Here is a 15,050-nt window from a genome sequence, read left to right as displayed (position 1 = left end):
CAACGATCCCGTCCAAAATTCCAAGAATGTCATCTTTCTTCATTTATTCAGAGGTTTACACGTAATCAATGACCCGGCACAGCCAAATCATGTAGTGACGATTTTTTCCCCAGTAATCTTTGGCGATGTGATAAGGTTTGCCAAATTTCCTTAACCACTTTTTTTGAGCATGCATGTAGCCACTGTCCAAACAAAATTGTTCAATTCCGGATTGATGAAGCTGTTTCATCATGGAATGAATCAAAGCGGACCCCACGCCTTTGCCTTGAAAACCAGGCAATACATAAAGACTGCCAAGCTCCCCGATGGACTCCAGCTTGTGATGGGTCAATTTTTTGATTTCTCTCCCGCAAGGCCCGAAAGAAATCGTTCCGATCAGTCGGCCGTTCATTTTGGCAACCAGAAAGGAAATGCCCGAGTTGTCATTCTCCAGTGAAGAGGTGAGCAAGTTCTTTTTGGAATCAATCTCACAGGCCATATCATTGGTTAAATCTCCAAGGCCTTCTTTTTCAAAAGCATCAATGATTGAGGCTTCAAACACGGCAAACGCTGCTTGGGTATCTTCTTTTGCCGGTTTGGCAATGGATAAATGATTCATCATATTGATTGTCCTTTCATGGAGAAGTAGGTGGGTTAAGACATCAAGCGGATTCGGTTGGCTTGAAGCGGGGTTCTTGGAATTATTCGAATACTATGTACTATCATACTGGTTTTATCTTATAAATGACGCTGAATGCCTTCAATGGTTTATTTGAAAAATTTTTACCCGCGTTGAAAGCAGAGGAAGAACCGGAATTGGAGGCAATGGACTCTAAAAACCATTATTTAATAAAAACAAGTTTGTAAAACAAACTGAATCAACAAAATACAAAGGACATGAATCACACTTAGAGAAGTATATTTCATTCGCATTAAGTGAAACAAAGGAATAAATCATCTTAAACAAGGAAATGGGAGGAAACCCCGATGAAAATTGTTGTGATGAGCTTGTTGGTGAAAGACCAGGACAAAGCACTTCGGTTTTATACCGAAAAACTGGGGTTTATAAAAAAGGAGGATATCCAAGCCGGTGAATACCGATGGTTGACACTGGTCTCCCCAGAGAATCCGGATGGCACAAAATTGTTGCTGGAACCTGCCCATCATCCGGCCGGCAAGGAATACCAAGAGAAATTATATGCTGACGGGCTCCCGGCCGTTCAGTTTGGGGTCGCAGATGTTCATCAGGAGTATGAGCGTTTAAAAGAGAAAGGTGTGAAATTTACCATGGAGCCGACCAACATCGATGGAATCTCCCTGGCAGTATTTGATGATACATGCGGGAACCTGATCCAGATTGTCCAAAGTTGAAGGGGGCTTTTTGGTTATTTGTATTGCTTTCTAAGAGGTATTCGATCCAAACAGATTTATCACATTTACCAAAGGGCAGTGAGAACCACATGGATTCCAGAAATGTCAATGATAAAACACCATTATATGCCCAAACCAGTTTGTAACACAAACACTCATCAACAATAAACATAAAAAATAAAAAACTATCACATACAAACAGTCTTGTCAAAAGGTTTGTATAAAAAGGACTTGGGCATTCCAAGTCCTTTTTATATGACATTGGAGTGCGAAACAAACTTGCCGAGTCGGTATTGCACAAGCCAATGAATGCCGCATAAGAAAGAGATGATCCCGATAACAAGCCCGGTAACGGAAATTCCCAGTTGCTCGTAAGCCCATCCGGATACAATATAGGATAATTGCATCACTCCGCCATAGGTTGCCATATGCAGAGAGAAGACACGGCCGCGAACGGCTTCGGTTGTATTCATTTGCAGCATGTATGTATCAAGCGGGATGATGATGCCGGAAAACAGTCGCATCAAGTAAAGCATGAAGATTCCCGTGAGCAGCGTATTGGTATGTGCAGAAAAGCGAAAAAAACGGCTTGGAAGAGATACGAAGCCCCGTACCACACAATCCCCCGGCGATATTGATGATTCACGAATTTCTTGACAAGATACGCCCCAGTCAAAACGCCCAATCCGTCAACAGCATACAGGATGCCGATCCCCAACCCCTGCATTTGATAAACGTTGTTACCGAGCAAAGGGATCAATATGTAATATCCTCCGCCGGCAAAACCCCAACTGATGCCGATGAGGATAATGGCCCGGGCGACTTGGTTACGGGAGGCTTCGTGAAACCCTTTTTTGAGTGATTCGATATAGGAATCAGAGTGTGAAGGAGAGACGGATTCGGACCATTTCATCTGAAAAATGCAAAAAGCGGACCAGAAATAAGAGATTGCATTGATGACAAAACAAATCAGCGGGTTGAAAGCCGTGGATACGATTCTCCCCAAAACCGCTCCCAGAATCCCGATCATGCTGTCCGTTGCGGAGGAAAATGAATTGGCTTCCGCCAAGTCTTTTCTGGCCACCACCGAAGGGATGGCCGCTTGGCGGGAAGGATTAAAAAAAGCACTCAGGCATCCGATCAAAAAAGAACCGGCATACAAGATCCAAACTTGCTTGAAAAGAAAGGCGAACATAAAAGAGGATACAATGAGACCGCGCGCCAAATCCGTGAGAATCATGATTTTTTTCTTGGAAAAATGATCAATCACAGGACCGGTGAACACCCCCAAAAGGGCAGAAGGCAGGGCGCGGCACATCAAAAGAATACCGACCGACAAGGCGGAATCAGACAAAAAAAGAACGGTTTGTGCCAGTGCGACTTGATTAAACCAATCCCCCAAGACGCTTCCTGTTTGTCCCAACCACAGAAAACGGTAATTGCGGTTTCTGGATATGAGTCTTTTTTTCATCGGTGATCCTCCTGTTGTGCGCAGGTTTATCTGCTTGAAGATGTTGTGATTTAAAGCACCGGCTCCTCGTTAGCAATAACCGGGGCACCGGTGCCTGGAAGATTTAAAAATCGAGTTTCAATTGTTCGTATTTTAAAAAAGGTGGTGGAGCCATGGACGGGTTTAACGATTCCAACCTATACGGATCGGACAACACATGCTCTGCTGAAACCTCAAGCCAACGGGAAGATGGGAGGCGGGGACTTTGTGCTTCATCAATGATTCCGATATAAAGCAGGGCTTTTCCGTCTTCGTCATGCAGGGAAAGATGGGAGGTGTGGTCACGGAAGCGTTGATCCCATTTGATCTGATAAACCGGGTTTAAGGGAATGGGATGCGGAGGTTGGAAGAAGAAACTGATTTGAATGGGAGTGGTGTTTTTTTGTGCCAACCATTGCTGAAAAACATGGCGGAGAACCCATTTCGCCAAGGTGACCTGTGAATGGTACAGCAAACATTCGCTGTCTTTCATGTGATTATGGGAGAAATGTGTTTTTCTGCGGTTGCTTTTCCTTAATTTCAGCGGTTCTCTACACTCCGGACACCGGTATTTTTGAAAAGAGTCGGCATCCCGGGGGGCAATGAGTGTTTTGCCGTCGGGCGAAAGTCCGCATGGGACCAACCCGTATAACTGACGAAACTTCGCTGGGATTCCGGAAGCCAAGCAGACAACCCCCGTTCCATTCGAATTAAAATTTTTATCTTCTAACAATATTATAAATATTTTATCCAAATAAAACTATTGTTTTCAGAGCTGTTTTTATCGGAATACAGACGTTGAACCATAAACTCCCTGGATGACTCCGCAAGCCAGGCGTTTTCCGGCATTTCCCGAAGGTTGGGAGCGGAAGTCATCCGGGTTTTGATGGATCATGACCGATTTTCCGATCACTTGGGATGGACGGAAACGGTTGGTGAAAAAGCTCATCCGTGCATACCCGTTATTTGAAAAGAGAACGGGGAAATCTCCGGGATGATTGCCATGGGGTTGGTTGTCCGGATTCCAATGATTACCGGCCGCTTGAAACGGATCGTCAGGATTTCCAACGGCACAACTGCCGTTTTCATGAAGATGGAATCCAAACGGACCAACGGGTTGCCGGCCGTTTCCTCCCGGTTGATAGGGAGGCAGTCCGTTCACTTCAATAAACACTTCGGTGCCGCCCGGTACTTCAGTAAATGTCACATAGCCTCTGAGTTCCGGCGCGAGCGGACCGCCTTGGATCCAGGCATAAGCTTGATAATTGGGTTGATTGGCCAAATATCCGCCAACAGGGTAATGAGCAAGGTACATGTCATGACACCTCCGGATGAAAAAAGAAGTTTCTTTTTATCCTATGAAGGGATTTCTGGATATCGACCCATTTTGCCGCCCATTTTTTCAGTTTATCCTTTATCTATCTTGATGGTCCTAACAGCGACGGCCGGGAAAGTGGTGACAGGAATGAAGCCATTTGATCAATTCTGGCCAATCCGTTCCATTATGCCGGGATAATAAAAAAAAGCCTCTCCATGACCGGAGAAGGCTCTTTTCCATGGGAAAAAGTATGCGAGTTGCGATAAAAAAGCACCGGAAGTTTGCTACATTTACCATAGCGCTGTAGAAAAGAAATTAAAGTTTATACAGACTTTCCAATAATTCATTAAACGATTCTTTTATAAAGGTTACAACGTAGTCCGGATCATCTTCATAATGAGCTTCCCAGTTAATAAGCACAATTGCGGGGGATTCAGTGGATTCCCGATAATCAAAACAATACCATTTATTCTGTCCATCCAATGCGAAAGGGACAAATCCTTCAGGAAGAGTCGGATCTGAGTTTTCATCCAAGTACATATGTCTATAGGCTCCGATTACATGGCAAAAATCCTCTTCTTCTCCGTCTTCTTTTGAAACAGATAACAATTGATCAAATGGGTAAGGTTCCCCATCAACATCAATGCATACTCCTGGAACACTTCCGTGATAAACCTTCGCCAATTCTACATAATCTCCAGGCAACTTTTTACCAACAAAATCCTCAATATGTTGAATATCTTCATCTGTCGCTGGTTGCTTTACAGCTTCCCATTTAATCATCTTTTTTACTCCTTTCTGTTTTCCCTGAATACAATACTTCGCTTGTATGACGATTCCTTTTACGATGCCACACATAACTTCCGATTGGATGGGGTGCCGGATTCCGGGTAACGGATTGACAAAAGTCCGTTGGTAACCTATTATACTTATTAAAAGTAAGTTGATTACACAAATGTATGAAGGGAGAGGGAAAATAACCTTTTTCGTCAACCATAGCAAAGAAAGAATAGAAGAATCAGAAAGGCTGTGGACCATGATTCAGATTTATCCTGCCGAAAACCGTTTTGTGTCTGATCACGGTTGGTTGAAAAGTTATTTCAGCTTTTCATTTGCTGAATATTTTGACCCCGGGAATATGCACTTTGGTCCCATGCGTGTGCTCAATGATGACACCGTCCAACCGGGGACGGGATTTGGCATGCATCCCCATAAGGAAATGGAGATTGTCTCCATTGTGTTGAAAGGGCAATTAAGGCATGAGGACAGTGCCGGCCACATGGAAACATTATCTTTTGGTGAAGTGCAACGCATGAGTGCCGGTACGGGAATTATTCATTCCGAGATGAATCCGTCAGAAACGGAAGAAGTGAATTTCCTGCAGATGTGGTTTTTGCCGGAAACCAGCGAGCTTCAACCTTCCTATGAACAGATATCTTTTGACCCGGAAAAGATGAAAAACCGCCTGTTGCCGGTGGTATCCAAGCATCCTGCGTCAGATCAGACGGCATTGATCCATCAGGATATGACGATTTATCTTTCCAAACTGGAAGCCGGCAAATCCATCACGTTTGAGCAGAAAGATAACCGGCGGATCTTTTTCTTTGTGATCGAAGGCGATGTCCTTCTCAACGGGGATCATGTGTTAAAGCGCCGGGACTCGGCAAGAATAACAGATGTATCTTCGTTAACGGTGGAAACCGATGAAGGTTGTTTCGTGATGTTGATTGATCTTCCTTAACCGGATGAGAATCCGGTGAGGATTAACCATAACCGACAGGAGGCATGAGCATGGCAAATGTGAAATTGGCGATCATTTATTACAGCTCGACCGGCACCAACTACAAGATGGCTCAAATCGCTGCGGAAACAGCGAAAAAAGAAGGAGCCGAGGTCCGTCTGTTGAGGGTACAGGAATTGGCACCGGAAGAAGCCATTGCATCCAATCCGGCGTGGAAAGCCCATTATGAAGCCACCAAAGATGTTCCGGTTGCAACGCCGGATGACATTGTTTGGGCGGATGCGATTATTTTCTGTACCCCCACCCGCTTTGGCATTGTTTCGTCCCAAATGAAACAATTCCTGGATACGACGGGAGGCATCTGGGCCCAAGGAAAAACGGTCAACAAAGTGGTCAGTGCGATGACTTCGGCCAATAACCCAAACGGGGGGCAAGAAGAGACGGTTTTGTCCCTGTACACAACGATGTACCATTGGGGAGCGATTGTCGTCGCACCGGGATATACCGATCCTTCCATCCCGGCATCCGGCGGCAACCCGTATGGCACTTCCGTGACCATTGACAATAACGGCAACTGGAAAGATGATGCGGAAAAAGCGGTTCAACATCAAACCCGGCGCGTTCTCACCGTGGCGGGCTGGATCAAAAAAGGGCAAAGCCAAAGCTGATTTTATGGATTATCAGAAAAAGCACCGGATTTCGATCACCGGTGCTTTTTCATATTATAATGGAAGGGATGGAACATCTTGAGGAAGCAAGGAGAGTCTTTACAGTGAAAACAAGGGAAACCGCCCGTATTGTGTTACTCAACGAACAAGACCGGATTCTGCTGTTTAAGATGAAAGACCCTTCCGTCACCAGCAAAGAAAATCCGGCCGGAGAGCCGGTCTGGTTTCCACCAGGAGGCGGGGTGGAAGAAAATGAGTCTTATCTGGAAGCGGCCAAACGGGAGCTGTGGGAAGAAACCGGATTGGCGGACGGTGTGAATTGGGGGCCGTTGGTATGGATCCGGGATATTCATCTGTTTGTCCATCAAAAGGAAACCCGTTTTATTGAATATTATTATGTGGCACGGGTGCAGGGAAAACAGATTTCGACGGATCATTTTACAGAGGTGGAGAAAGAGACTTACCAAGCCCACCATTGGTGGAGTGTGGATGAAATCATGAACACCCAGGAACTGATTTTCCCCAAGCAGTTGGGGCAAAGATTGATTCTGCTTTTAAAAGGGGAGTATCCTGCCGAACCCATTGCCATTGAATAACCGAATCCATAAGCAGGAAAGGGGATCCCGCCGATGAACGACTATGTTTTGTTTTTTGATGAAGTGGATGTTTCCCGCATTCAACAAGTCGGGGGAAAAGGAGCCAATCTGGGGGAACTCTGTAAAGCCGGTTTTCCGGTGCCGGAGGGATTTTGCATCACCACCCGCGCGTATCTGGACTTTATTCAGTCCGGCCGGGAGATGGATTCGCTTTTGGATGAACTGAACTGCCTGAACCCGGATGATTTGGACGGCCTGCGGGAGATGGGCCGGCGCATTCGCGACCATCTCACCCGGCTTGAGATTTCGGGTGAAATAAAAAATGCGGTCACCAAAGCTTGGGAATCCACCGGAAAACAATATCCATATGCCGTCCGTTCCAGCGCGACCGCGGAAGATTTGCCGACCGCTTCGTTTGCCGGTCAACAGGATACATATTTGAACATCAAGGGAGAGGAAGCGTTGCTCGGGCATATCCGAAAATGCTGGGCCTCTTTGTTTACGGACCGCACCATTTCTTACCGGATCAAAAACGGATTTGATCACCGTCAGGTTTATTTATCGGTGGTGGTGCAACGGATGGTGGATCCGGAAGTTTCCGGAATCCTGTTTACGGCTGATCCGTTAAGCGGGAACCGGAACGTCGTTTCCATCGATGCGAGCTTTGGTCTGGGGGAAGCGCTTGTCTCCGGCATGGTGTCGGCCGACCTGTATAAAGTAAGAGAAGGGCGGATTCTGGAAAAAAACATCCGAAACAAAGAAATCGCCATCTACTCCTTGCCGGAAGGCGGAACCGTGAAGAAAACCCTCACGCCCGAACAACAGGCTCGGCCGGCTTTGACGGATCACCAAATCCTTCAACTGTCGGAAATCGGCAAAAAGATTGAAAAGCATTTCGGGACTCCGCAAGACATTGAATTTTGCGTGGAAAAAGGGAAGATCTATGTCGTGCAAAGCCGTCCAATCACATCGTTGTATCCGTTGCCGGATCTTCCCCAAAAGCCGTTGCAAGTCATGTTTTCATTCGGACACGTGCAAATGATGACCGATGCCATGAAACCGATGGGAATTTCTGTTTTGCGCTCCATTTTCCCGAAAAACTTCCTGGTGGAAGCCGGCAACCGCCTTTTTGTGAATCCCACGGAACTTTTGCGCACAAAGCCGGGAAGAAAGCTCTTTCCCAAAGCGATGGAAAATGTTTTTGATCAAACGTTGAGCAATGCCATCCGCGAGGTGATCCAGCGCCCGGAATTTCTTGATGTCCCGGCCAAACGGGGATTGCTCCGGTCCAACCGCCGCTTTATCCTGACGGTGGTGAAAGAGATTTGGAAAAACCTTTGGGTGCGCGATCCCGAACTGGCCCGCCGCAAAGCAGAACGTTTCATTGAACAAAAATGGAGTGAAATCAACCAAAGCTTTCAGCGGGCAAGCGGAGACAACCGACTGGAAACCATCCGATATGAATTGAACCATTTGGGAAAAGATGTGCTTAAAAACTTGTTTTCATACGTTATCTGTTATCCGCTTTCCTATCTGCTCTTGAAACAGTCCATCGGGGACACCCGGGATCTGTATGAAATCAACAAATCGCTGTCCGGAAATGTCACCAGCCAAATGGGATTGGAAATCGGTGATTTGGCAGACATCGTCCGGGAGTTTCCGGCATTGCAAAATTATCTGGAGCAAGCAGAGGACAAAACGTTTTATGACGGATTGGATCGGGTGGAAGGGGGAGCGAAATTTAAAGAAGCATTTCTTAAGTTCATGGAAAAATACGGCCATCGCTGCCCTGGAGAAATCGATCTCACCAAGCCGCGCTGGCGGGAAGCGCCGACACAGTTGGTTCCGGCCATCCTGGGACACATGCGCAGTGTCAAGCCCGGGGAACACCGGCAAAAATTTGCACAAGGAGAAAAGGAAGCGAATGAAGCCATCGGGCGGATCTTAAAACAGGCAGGCTCCAACAGGCTGAAGAGAAAATGGCTGAAGCGGCTGATCACTGTCTGCCGCAACGCCGGCGGTCTTCGGGAGCACCCGAAATATTTCCTCACACGCCTGTTGGATGAGTGTAAAAAAGCGATTCTTTCAGAAGCGGAACAGCTGGTGGCAAAAGGGGTTTTCGAGAAAAAAGACGACGTGTTTTTCCTTACGATGGATGAATTGATCTTGCTTTTGCAAGGAACCTTCCGGCAAGATGTGAAAAAGCTGATCAATGAGCGGAAGGAAGCTTATGAACGGCATCAAACGTTAATGCCCCCGCAAGTGATGACCAGTGAAGGGGAATGCATCACCGGATCCCGCGCAACGGAAAACCTTCCGGAAGGCGCTTTGGCGGGCGTTCCGGCATCCGCCGGAGTGGCGGAAGGGATTGCCCGGGTAGTGTTCAAACCGGAAGAGGCCCGGCTGCATGAAGGGGAAATTCTTGTCGCCCCGCACACCGATCCCGGTTGGACGCCGTTATTTCAGTCGGCCAAGGCCGTTGTGACCGAAGTGGGCGGCCTGATGACCCACGGCTCGGTGGTGGCCCGGGAATACGGCATTCCGGCAGTGGTGGGTGTTGATCAGGCGACAAAACGGATTCAAGACGGACAAAAAATCCGTGTGGACGGAAACCAAGGGATCGTGGAAATTTTGGATGACGCATCCTGAAGGGAAAACGGGGTCCAAACCGGACCCCGTTTTTTTCATTCCGGGGATTTCCATGCGAACCAACGGCCATGTCCCTCCGTTTTGGCCAAAACCTCATGTTTTTTTCTCCCATTACTATATGTCTCCAAATGAAGAACATCCCGGTCCTCCATATTGTTGTATAAATGAAAAATGGTTTGGGTTCTCCCCAACTCCCCGATCTGATCCCTCAGCTTTTGCTTCGTTTGATCCGGCATTTGGTTGGCGACATGGGTGTGAAAGATGCAGAGGGCTGTATCTTCCGGTACCTGACGGGCTAACCTGGGAAGCATTTCAACCCCGTCGCCTTCAATCAGTCGGAGGGGGTGTTTTTTTAATTGCTGTGCGGCTTTTTCAAAAAGTCTGACCCGTTTTTGGTGTTCCGGCCAGATGAGGGATCGCATCCATAAAAAATCTTCTTGATCCGTTAAATCCATGATATTTAAGTCGACGCCCGCCCGGAAAGCGACAGGGGGACTGTCCGGGAGCAAGAAGGGTTGCCGGGTTCCCCGGATTTCCGATTCAATCCGGAGGGGAGAAGACGGATGCCCGTAAGTTTGACTTCCTCCATATGAATAACGGTAATGATCCCATAACAGTTGCAATCCAGCACTGGTTCCGATTTCAATCAGGGAAAGGGGCTTTTTCACCCGGTTGTAAATCAAGCAAAAGGCGGGATAAAGATAAGCACAACGCCCGGTTTCATTGGTTTGCACCCTTTTTTCCCGGAGAACGGGGATAATTTCGTCCTTGAACATAAGGCAAAAGTCGCGAAAGGCAGGAAAGGCCTCGTCTGCTTCCCGCGGGGATTTCACCAGATCCGGATAGTAATTTTTCAGGGGATGGTCTTTCTCTTTTAACAACAGATAATGGACCGCCCCGAACAGGAGATTGGGAACGGGTTGTCCACGCCGGGCATGGGATGCCAAAGCGAGAAGTTCATCGTCTTGGGCGATTTTTAATGACAACTGTTGATAGAGCGGACTGGAGAGGTGACATTCTATCAAGGCAAAATTCCGAAACAAAACAGATAACGCTTCTCTTTTCATTTCCGTGCGCACCTTCTTTCGCAAAAAATCATCTTGAAAATAAAGGGAATCTGCCAAGTGTTTCCTAATACTATAAAGGGGTTCCGATTTATTCCATGGAAAAGGCAGGGGACAGAATGAAAAACCGAGAGACGATTCCGGGGCATTTGCTCTATGATATCTACAACGACGGAGATCTGAATGTTCATTATTTGATGGAACCTTATGAAGAGTGGAAACAAATCTGGCGGAAAGTCCCGGTGGAGGTGACGGACTGCCTGACAACCCTGGGTTTGAAATACCGGCATAACTTGCATGTGATGAGTCAGAAGGAAAAGGAGATTTTATCTGATATAAAGAAATATTTCCCTGAGGTGTGGAACTATTTACATCCAAACGGGGAATTCAGCCGGTATCTTTGGGATTATGCCAAGTCGGCTTTTTGGTGCCGGTTGCAATTTAAAAAACAAGGCATTTCCGAAGAAGAGGAAGTCCTTCAGGAATCCGCGTTTTAATCCCCGCAAACGTTTTACACCGATATTATATCAAACAAAAAGAAAGGAAGCGCCATGGTTACGATTCATCCATTGAGCAGGTGCACGTGGGAACAAACGTTGCAATTGTGGAACGAAGCCTTTGCGGATTACTTTGTGAACATGAATTTCACTTTTGACCGGTTAATGAACAGGATGGTCCGGGAAAAAATTTCGCCGGCCCATTCCCTGGTGGCTTGGGCCGATGGCCGGCCGGTCGGTTTTGTGTTCACGGCTATCGGGGAGATCAAAGGAAAAAAAGTCGCTTGGAACGGAGGGACAGCCGTTCTTCCCGGATGGAGACGAAAAGGAGTTGGGAGCCGGCTGATGGAAGCATTGGTGGAGATGTATCAACGGGAACATGTGCAACTGGCAACACTGGAAGCGATCGCCGAAAACAAGCCGGCCATCCGGTTATATCAGCAATACGGGTATGACATCGATGATTCCTTGTTCATTTACCAGACAGAAAACTTCAGCCGGAAACAACCAGCGGCTCCCGGATACAACATCCGCAGCGCCCATCCGGCAACCGTTGCCGCTTTTTCTTTTTATCCCGATCCGGCTCCGTGGCAAACCCATTGGTTTCAAGGAGATGAAGCATGGATCATTTCCGATTCTTCCGGAAAGGAAGCCGGATATGCGTTGGTGAGGCGGACAACCGATGACCTAGGACGAGTGTAAGATTTGACTTTGTTGCAATTGGAGACAGCCCCGGAGCATCCTGAAGCGGAAGAACTGGCCCGTCAGTTGTTGCGACATGTGATGGCTTCCGCGGAAGCATCCCGATACCAGTTTTTATACTGCCCCGCAAAGAAGAAAATGGTGACGGGCTTGCTGGAGGAGGAAGGATTTCACATGTTTTTGAATAACGTCCATATGGTGAAGAAAATAGCAGCAGATTGATATCTCATTAACAAGTTAACTTGGTGAGACGACCATTTGACTCTCAGACAGACGGAAAAATGTGTGGGAAATATCCGATCGCCAAACCCCTTGTAAATCAAGGGGTTTCGGCATTTTATCTTTATATAGTTACAAAAGAATTGTTTTGTAACCCTGTAGAGGGCATAAATAGAGTGGATCAAGAGGGAGGAGAAGGAAACCCGCGGCTGTTTCGCGCCACAAATATTCTTGTTAATCAGAACAAACAAAATAATCAAGAGATAAGCAGCCGGATGAAGAAAAATACATTCCAATAAATGGAATATGGATTTCCGATCCGGGAAAAACAGCCTTCTGATTTTCGATTTAAGGGCGGTTTATTTCTTTTTGAGAGGAACAGGTCGAAAAAGGGGGTGAAAAGCTGTAAGAGGCCTTGGAATCGCTCTCTTTGTGTTGGGATTTTAAGGAAGAAAAACCCTCTGAAAAACAGAGGGGAAGAGGTTGAGAGAATCCGCTTCCTAACTATTATTCCATTTTTTGGTAACCTCGCGGATGCGATCCAGTTGTTCCCAATAATTGTGAAGCGCAGCCCGGCCTTCATGTGTGATTCGTATGGTGGTATGCGGGATTTTTTTGCGTACGAATTGTTTCTGGATTTGGATATATTCCGCCTTTTCTAATTTGGATAAATGGGAAGAAAGGTTTCCTTTCGTCAAGCCTGTCAATTCTTGCAAAAACAAAAATTCAGCCATCGTGCAGGCGTCCAGCGCGCTCATAATGGCAAGTCGGGCCGGTTCGTGAATCAATTTATTCAGTTTTGCCATTTCCTTAAAGGGCATCAATGGAACCACACTCCATATGTATGATTAACTAGTTTGCATTATAAACTACAAACCATGATTTGAAAAGAAAGACCCTGTGATGGTGATGCCACCGGCGTCTCTGTTTTTCAAGGGACATAACACTCCATGTATTTCTTTCTCAAGATCCCCTGATTATTACGTCATGATATTTCCTTTTGATCATTTCAGTAATCCGGTACCAAAACAAGCTTTGTAAACCCGTTCATTATAAGCAAACACTCCCCATTCCGATAAAAGCACCATTGTTTAATTCCAAATCCGAATACATACGTGAAATGCAAAAAAGGCTTGAGCAAATCACTCAAGCCTTTGATTCCCACAGTTCCTGCTCGCGGTCAAACAGATGCTTTTCCGCTCTGGTTTCGGTGTCAAAGACCATGGCCGGCCGGTCTTTTTGTGCAAAGGGCAACCACGCATCGGGGAGATGGTCGCCGTTCGGATCCCCTGTCCGGGCAAAGGCAATCCATGCTTCATGCATTTGCCGGGAAATTAGCTCCCGCTTCGGATGTGTGCCGGTGAACACATCGACCCCCGGTTGATGCAGGTTGTGAAAGACAATGGGGATTTCCAGTGCGTGACATGCTTTCAACCGACCGTCAAAGAGCGGGGTTTCGTAATCAAACCGGTAAACCCAAACCTTCCCGCCTTGCTTGATTTGGGCGTCAGCCGTTTTTAACATGCCCCGGGTAAAGATGTGGTAGGTCATGGCGCGCAACAGCTTTTGCCATACCGGTTGCGATGGATCCCCGGAAGATAAGTAATATGGAAAAACTTTTTCCGGAACCGACCCGATTTCCTGTTCGATCCGGTCCATCAGTTCTTCTTTTCCCGCTGTCGTCCAGGAAGGGTCAGTCAGTGTAAATAAATTGTACTCATCCTTTGTCACCCCGATGATGATCGGGATATCGCCGGCGGCTCCGTTTTCCAACGCTTCAATCGGATGGGTTTTCAATACGGTGCCGTCCACAACGGGACCAAAAACCATTCCCGGATTCACGGATTGTGCGGCTTCAAGGAGTTCACCGGCCGGGATGGATAACAACCGGTCGCGGTCTCCTTTTCGAATGCCGGCTTTCGTAAGAATTTGTTCCGCGATGCCCGAGGCTGTCTGAGAGGAACGGAGCAAAATGGCACCCGATCCGCTTTGCAAGATCGCCCGTTGAAACAGCCCTTTGGTTTCCGGGAGGGAAAGCAGAACCCCGACGCTTCCGGCTCCGGCCGACTCCCCGAAGATGGTGATTTGCTCCGGGTCGCCGCCGAATGCGGAAATGTTTTCTTTCACCCAGCGCAGTGCAGCGACTTGGTCCAATATTCCCAGGTTGCCCGACGCTGAAAATTCGTCGCCGAACCAATCTGCCAAGTACAAAAATCCAAACGCGTTCAACCGGTAGTTGATCGTGACAACCACCACATCTCCGTTTTTGGCAAACTCCGTCCCGTCATACCAGGGGGAAGCGCCGGATCCAAACTGGTAGGCGCCGCCATGGATCCAGAAGAGCACCGGCCGCTTTTTTCCGTCGGCTGCCGGCGACCAGATATTCAGATAAAGACCGTCTTCGCTCACAGGAAGATCCGCTTCCCCGAGCACGGTGCTGAAGGTGGTGCCGGACGGCTGCATCACCATGGACCGGAACCGGGTGGCCTCCCAAACGCCATCCCATTTCTCCGGCGGTTCCGGTTTTTGAAAGCGGCGTTTTCCCACCGGAGGTTTCGCATAAGGAATCCCTTTCCAAAAACAAACCTCTCCGTCTGTACCGCCTTGTACTTTCCCAAAACGGGTTTCCACCAACGTATTCATTTGAATCACTCTTTTTGATTTATTTTAATTTTCATTTAAATCTTAAATGATTAAGGAGTGGTTGTCAAACTCAAGTGTTTAAAAGTTCCCCTGAAGCAATCCATCGCACCGGAT

17 protein-coding genes are annotated in these 15,050 nt (G+C 47.3%); 8 read left to right on the top strand and 9 right to left on the bottom strand.

Translation table 11 applies throughout. The features are described from left to right. Nucleotides 1-55 precede the first annotated feature (55 nt). Entirely contained in the window at nt 56-598 is a 543-nt protein-coding gene (locus I8U23_RS02200) for a GNAT family N-acetyltransferase (RefSeq protein ID WP_232335414.1), read from the bottom strand. A gap of 368 nt (nt 599-966) precedes the next feature. On the opposite strand from I8U23_RS02200, the gene I8U23_RS02195 reads away from it, so the two are divergent. After that, nucleotides 967-1,350 (top strand): VOC family protein, encoded by a 384-nt coding sequence (locus I8U23_RS02195; protein WP_037995994.1) that lies wholly within the window; start codon nt 967-969, stop codon nt 1,348-1,350. 251 nt (nt 1,351-1,601) lie between these two features. Here I8U23_RS02195 and I8U23_RS02190 read toward each other — a convergent pair whose 3' ends face one another. The 5 genes from I8U23_RS02190 to I8U23_RS02170 form a co-directional block, all read right to left on the bottom strand. Then, a complete protein-coding gene (locus tag I8U23_RS02190; protein WP_181733037.1) occupies nt 1,602-1,886 on the bottom strand; it encodes an MFS transporter in 285 nt (94 codons plus the stop codon). Continuing rightward, nucleotides 1,874-2,821 (bottom strand): MFS transporter, encoded by a 948-nt coding sequence (locus I8U23_RS02185; protein ID WP_198050677.1) that lies wholly within the window; start codon nt 2,819-2,821, stop codon nt 1,874-1,876. The genes I8U23_RS02190 and I8U23_RS02185 overlap by 13 nt, the downstream gene beginning before the upstream one ends. 103 nt (nt 2,822-2,924) lie before the next feature. After that, nucleotides 2,925-3,524, bottom strand: coding sequence for a competence protein CoiA family protein (locus tag I8U23_RS02180; RefSeq protein ID WP_181733039.1), 600 nt, complete (start codon nt 3,522-3,524; stop codon nt 2,925-2,927). A gap of 96 nt (nt 3,525-3,620) precedes the next feature. After that, complete coding sequence (locus I8U23_RS02175) at nt 3,621-4,154, bottom strand: superoxide dismutase family protein (RefSeq protein WP_198050676.1); 534 nt, start codon at nt 4,152-4,154, stop codon at nt 3,621-3,623. Nucleotides 4,155-4,472: 318 nt separating this feature from the next. Beyond that, nucleotides 4,473-4,940 (bottom strand): SMI1/KNR4 family protein, encoded by a 468-nt coding sequence (locus I8U23_RS02170; RefSeq protein WP_181733041.1) that lies wholly within the window; start codon nt 4,938-4,940, stop codon nt 4,473-4,475. A 253-nt stretch (nt 4,941-5,193) separates the two neighbouring features. Here I8U23_RS02170 and I8U23_RS02165 point away from each other — a divergent pair, with 253 nt between their 5' ends. The 4 genes from I8U23_RS02165 to I8U23_RS02150 all read left to right on the top strand — a co-directional run bounded on the left by I8U23_RS02165 (nt 5,194) and on the right by I8U23_RS02150 (nt 9,811). After that, nucleotides 5,194-5,898, top strand: coding sequence for a pirin family protein (locus I8U23_RS02165; protein ID WP_198050675.1), 705 nt, complete (start codon nt 5,194-5,196; stop codon nt 5,896-5,898). 50 nt (nt 5,899-5,948) lie between these two features. Continuing rightward, entirely contained in the window at nt 5,949-6,566 is a 618-nt protein-coding gene (gene wrbA, locus I8U23_RS02160) for an NAD(P)H:quinone oxidoreductase (RefSeq protein WP_181733043.1), read from the top strand. 104 nt (nt 6,567-6,670) lie between these two features. Continuing rightward, complete coding sequence (locus tag I8U23_RS02155; RefSeq protein ID WP_049720129.1) at nt 6,671-7,162, top strand: NUDIX hydrolase; 492 nt, start codon at nt 6,671-6,673, stop codon at nt 7,160-7,162. A 33-nt stretch (nt 7,163-7,195) separates the two neighbouring features. Beyond that, nucleotides 7,196-9,811 (top strand): phosphoenolpyruvate synthase, encoded by a 2,616-nt coding sequence (locus I8U23_RS02150; RefSeq protein WP_198050674.1) that lies wholly within the window; start codon nt 7,196-7,198, stop codon nt 9,809-9,811. Between the two features lie 35 nt (nt 9,812-9,846). Here I8U23_RS02150 and I8U23_RS02145 read toward each other — a convergent pair whose 3' ends face one another. Then, nucleotides 9,847-10,878 carry a DUF2332 domain-containing protein gene (locus I8U23_RS02145; RefSeq protein WP_198050673.1) on the bottom strand — a complete coding sequence of 344 codons (1,032 nt, stop codon included), beginning with the start codon at nt 10,876-10,878 and terminating at the stop codon, nt 9,847-9,849. A 116-nt stretch (nt 10,879-10,994) separates the two neighbouring features. On the opposite strand from I8U23_RS02145, the gene I8U23_RS02140 reads away from it, so the two are divergent. From I8U23_RS02140 to I8U23_RS02130, 3 genes are read left to right on the top strand one after another with little or no spacing between them, the layout of a single operon-like run. Next, a complete protein-coding gene (locus I8U23_RS02140) occupies nt 10,995-11,372 on the top strand; it encodes a hypothetical protein (RefSeq protein ID WP_198050672.1) in 378 nt (125 codons plus the stop codon). 54 nt (nt 11,373-11,426) lie between these two features. Next, entirely contained in the window at nt 11,427-12,074 is a 648-nt protein-coding gene (locus I8U23_RS02135) for a GNAT family N-acetyltransferase (protein WP_198050671.1), read from the top strand. Between the two features lie 3 nt (nt 12,075-12,077). Beyond that, nucleotides 12,078-12,296, top strand: coding sequence for a hypothetical protein (locus I8U23_RS02130; RefSeq protein ID WP_198050670.1), 219 nt, complete (start codon nt 12,078-12,080; stop codon nt 12,294-12,296). Nucleotides 12,297-12,793: 497 nt separating this feature from the next. On the opposite strand, the gene I8U23_RS02125 is transcribed toward I8U23_RS02130, so the two are convergent. Next, on the bottom strand, nt 12,794-13,114 hold the full coding sequence (locus I8U23_RS02125) for a transcriptional regulator (protein ID WP_198053724.1): 321 nt from the start codon (nt 13,112-13,114) through the stop codon (nt 12,794-12,796). A 325-nt stretch (nt 13,115-13,439) separates the two neighbouring features. Next, complete coding sequence (locus tag I8U23_RS02120) at nt 13,440-14,936, bottom strand: carboxylesterase/lipase family protein (protein WP_198050668.1); 1,497 nt, start codon at nt 14,934-14,936, stop codon at nt 13,440-13,442. Between the last annotated feature and the right edge of the window lie 114 nt (nt 14,937-15,050).

This window comes from Thermoactinomyces sp. CICC 10735 (assembly GCF_016055175.1).
Lineage (GTDB): Bacteria > Bacillota > Bacilli > Thermoactinomycetales > Thermoactinomycetaceae > Thermoactinomyces > Thermoactinomyces vulgaris.
The sequence above is the reverse complement of the archived record's forward strand: the minus strand, read 5'-3'. Positions and strand labels throughout refer to the sequence as shown.

Coding starts and splice junctions, on each gene's coding strand:
- I8U23_RS02190 (WP_181733037.1), bottom strand. CDS start 1,886: ATGCTTTACTTGATGCGACTGTTTTCCGGCATCATCATCCCGCTTGAT.
- I8U23_RS02140 (WP_198050672.1), top strand. CDS start 10,995: ATGAAAAACCGAGAGACGATTCCGGGGCATTTGCTCTATGATATCTAC.
- I8U23_RS02120 (WP_198050668.1), bottom strand. CDS start 14,936: ATGAATACGTTGGTGGAAACCCGTTTTGGGAAAGTACAAGGCGGTACA.
- wrbA (WP_181733043.1), top strand. CDS start 5,949: ATGGCAAATGTGAAATTGGCGATCATTTATTACAGCTCGACCGGCACC.
- I8U23_RS02165 (WP_198050675.1), top strand. CDS start 5,194: ATGATTCAGATTTATCCTGCCGAAAACCGTTTTGTGTCTGATCACGGT.
- I8U23_RS02175 (WP_198050676.1), bottom strand. CDS start 4,154: ATGTACCTTGCTCATTACCCTGTTGGCGGATATTTGGCCAATCAACCC.
- I8U23_RS02185 (WP_198050677.1), bottom strand. CDS start 2,821: ATGAAAAAAAGACTCATATCCAGAAACCGCAATTACCGTTTTCTGTGG.
- I8U23_RS02150 (WP_198050674.1), top strand. CDS start 7,196: ATGAACGACTATGTTTTGTTTTTTGATGAAGTGGATGTTTCCCGCATT.
- I8U23_RS02125 (WP_198053724.1), bottom strand. CDS start 13,114: ATGCCCTTTAAGGAAATGGCAAAACTGAATAAATTGATTCACGAACCG.
- I8U23_RS02200 (WP_232335414.1), bottom strand. CDS start 598: ATGAATCATTTATCCATTGCCAAACCGGCAAAAGAAGATACCCAAGCA.
- I8U23_RS02135 (WP_198050671.1), top strand. CDS start 11,427: ATGGTTACGATTCATCCATTGAGCAGGTGCACGTGGGAACAAACGTTG.
- I8U23_RS02145 (WP_198050673.1), bottom strand. CDS start 10,878: ATGAAAAGAGAAGCGTTATCTGTTTTGTTTCGGAATTTTGCCTTGATA.
- I8U23_RS02170 (WP_181733041.1), bottom strand. CDS start 4,940: ATGATTAAATGGGAAGCTGTAAAGCAACCAGCGACAGATGAAGATATT.
- I8U23_RS02195 (WP_037995994.1), top strand. CDS start 967: ATGAAAATTGTTGTGATGAGCTTGTTGGTGAAAGACCAGGACAAAGCA.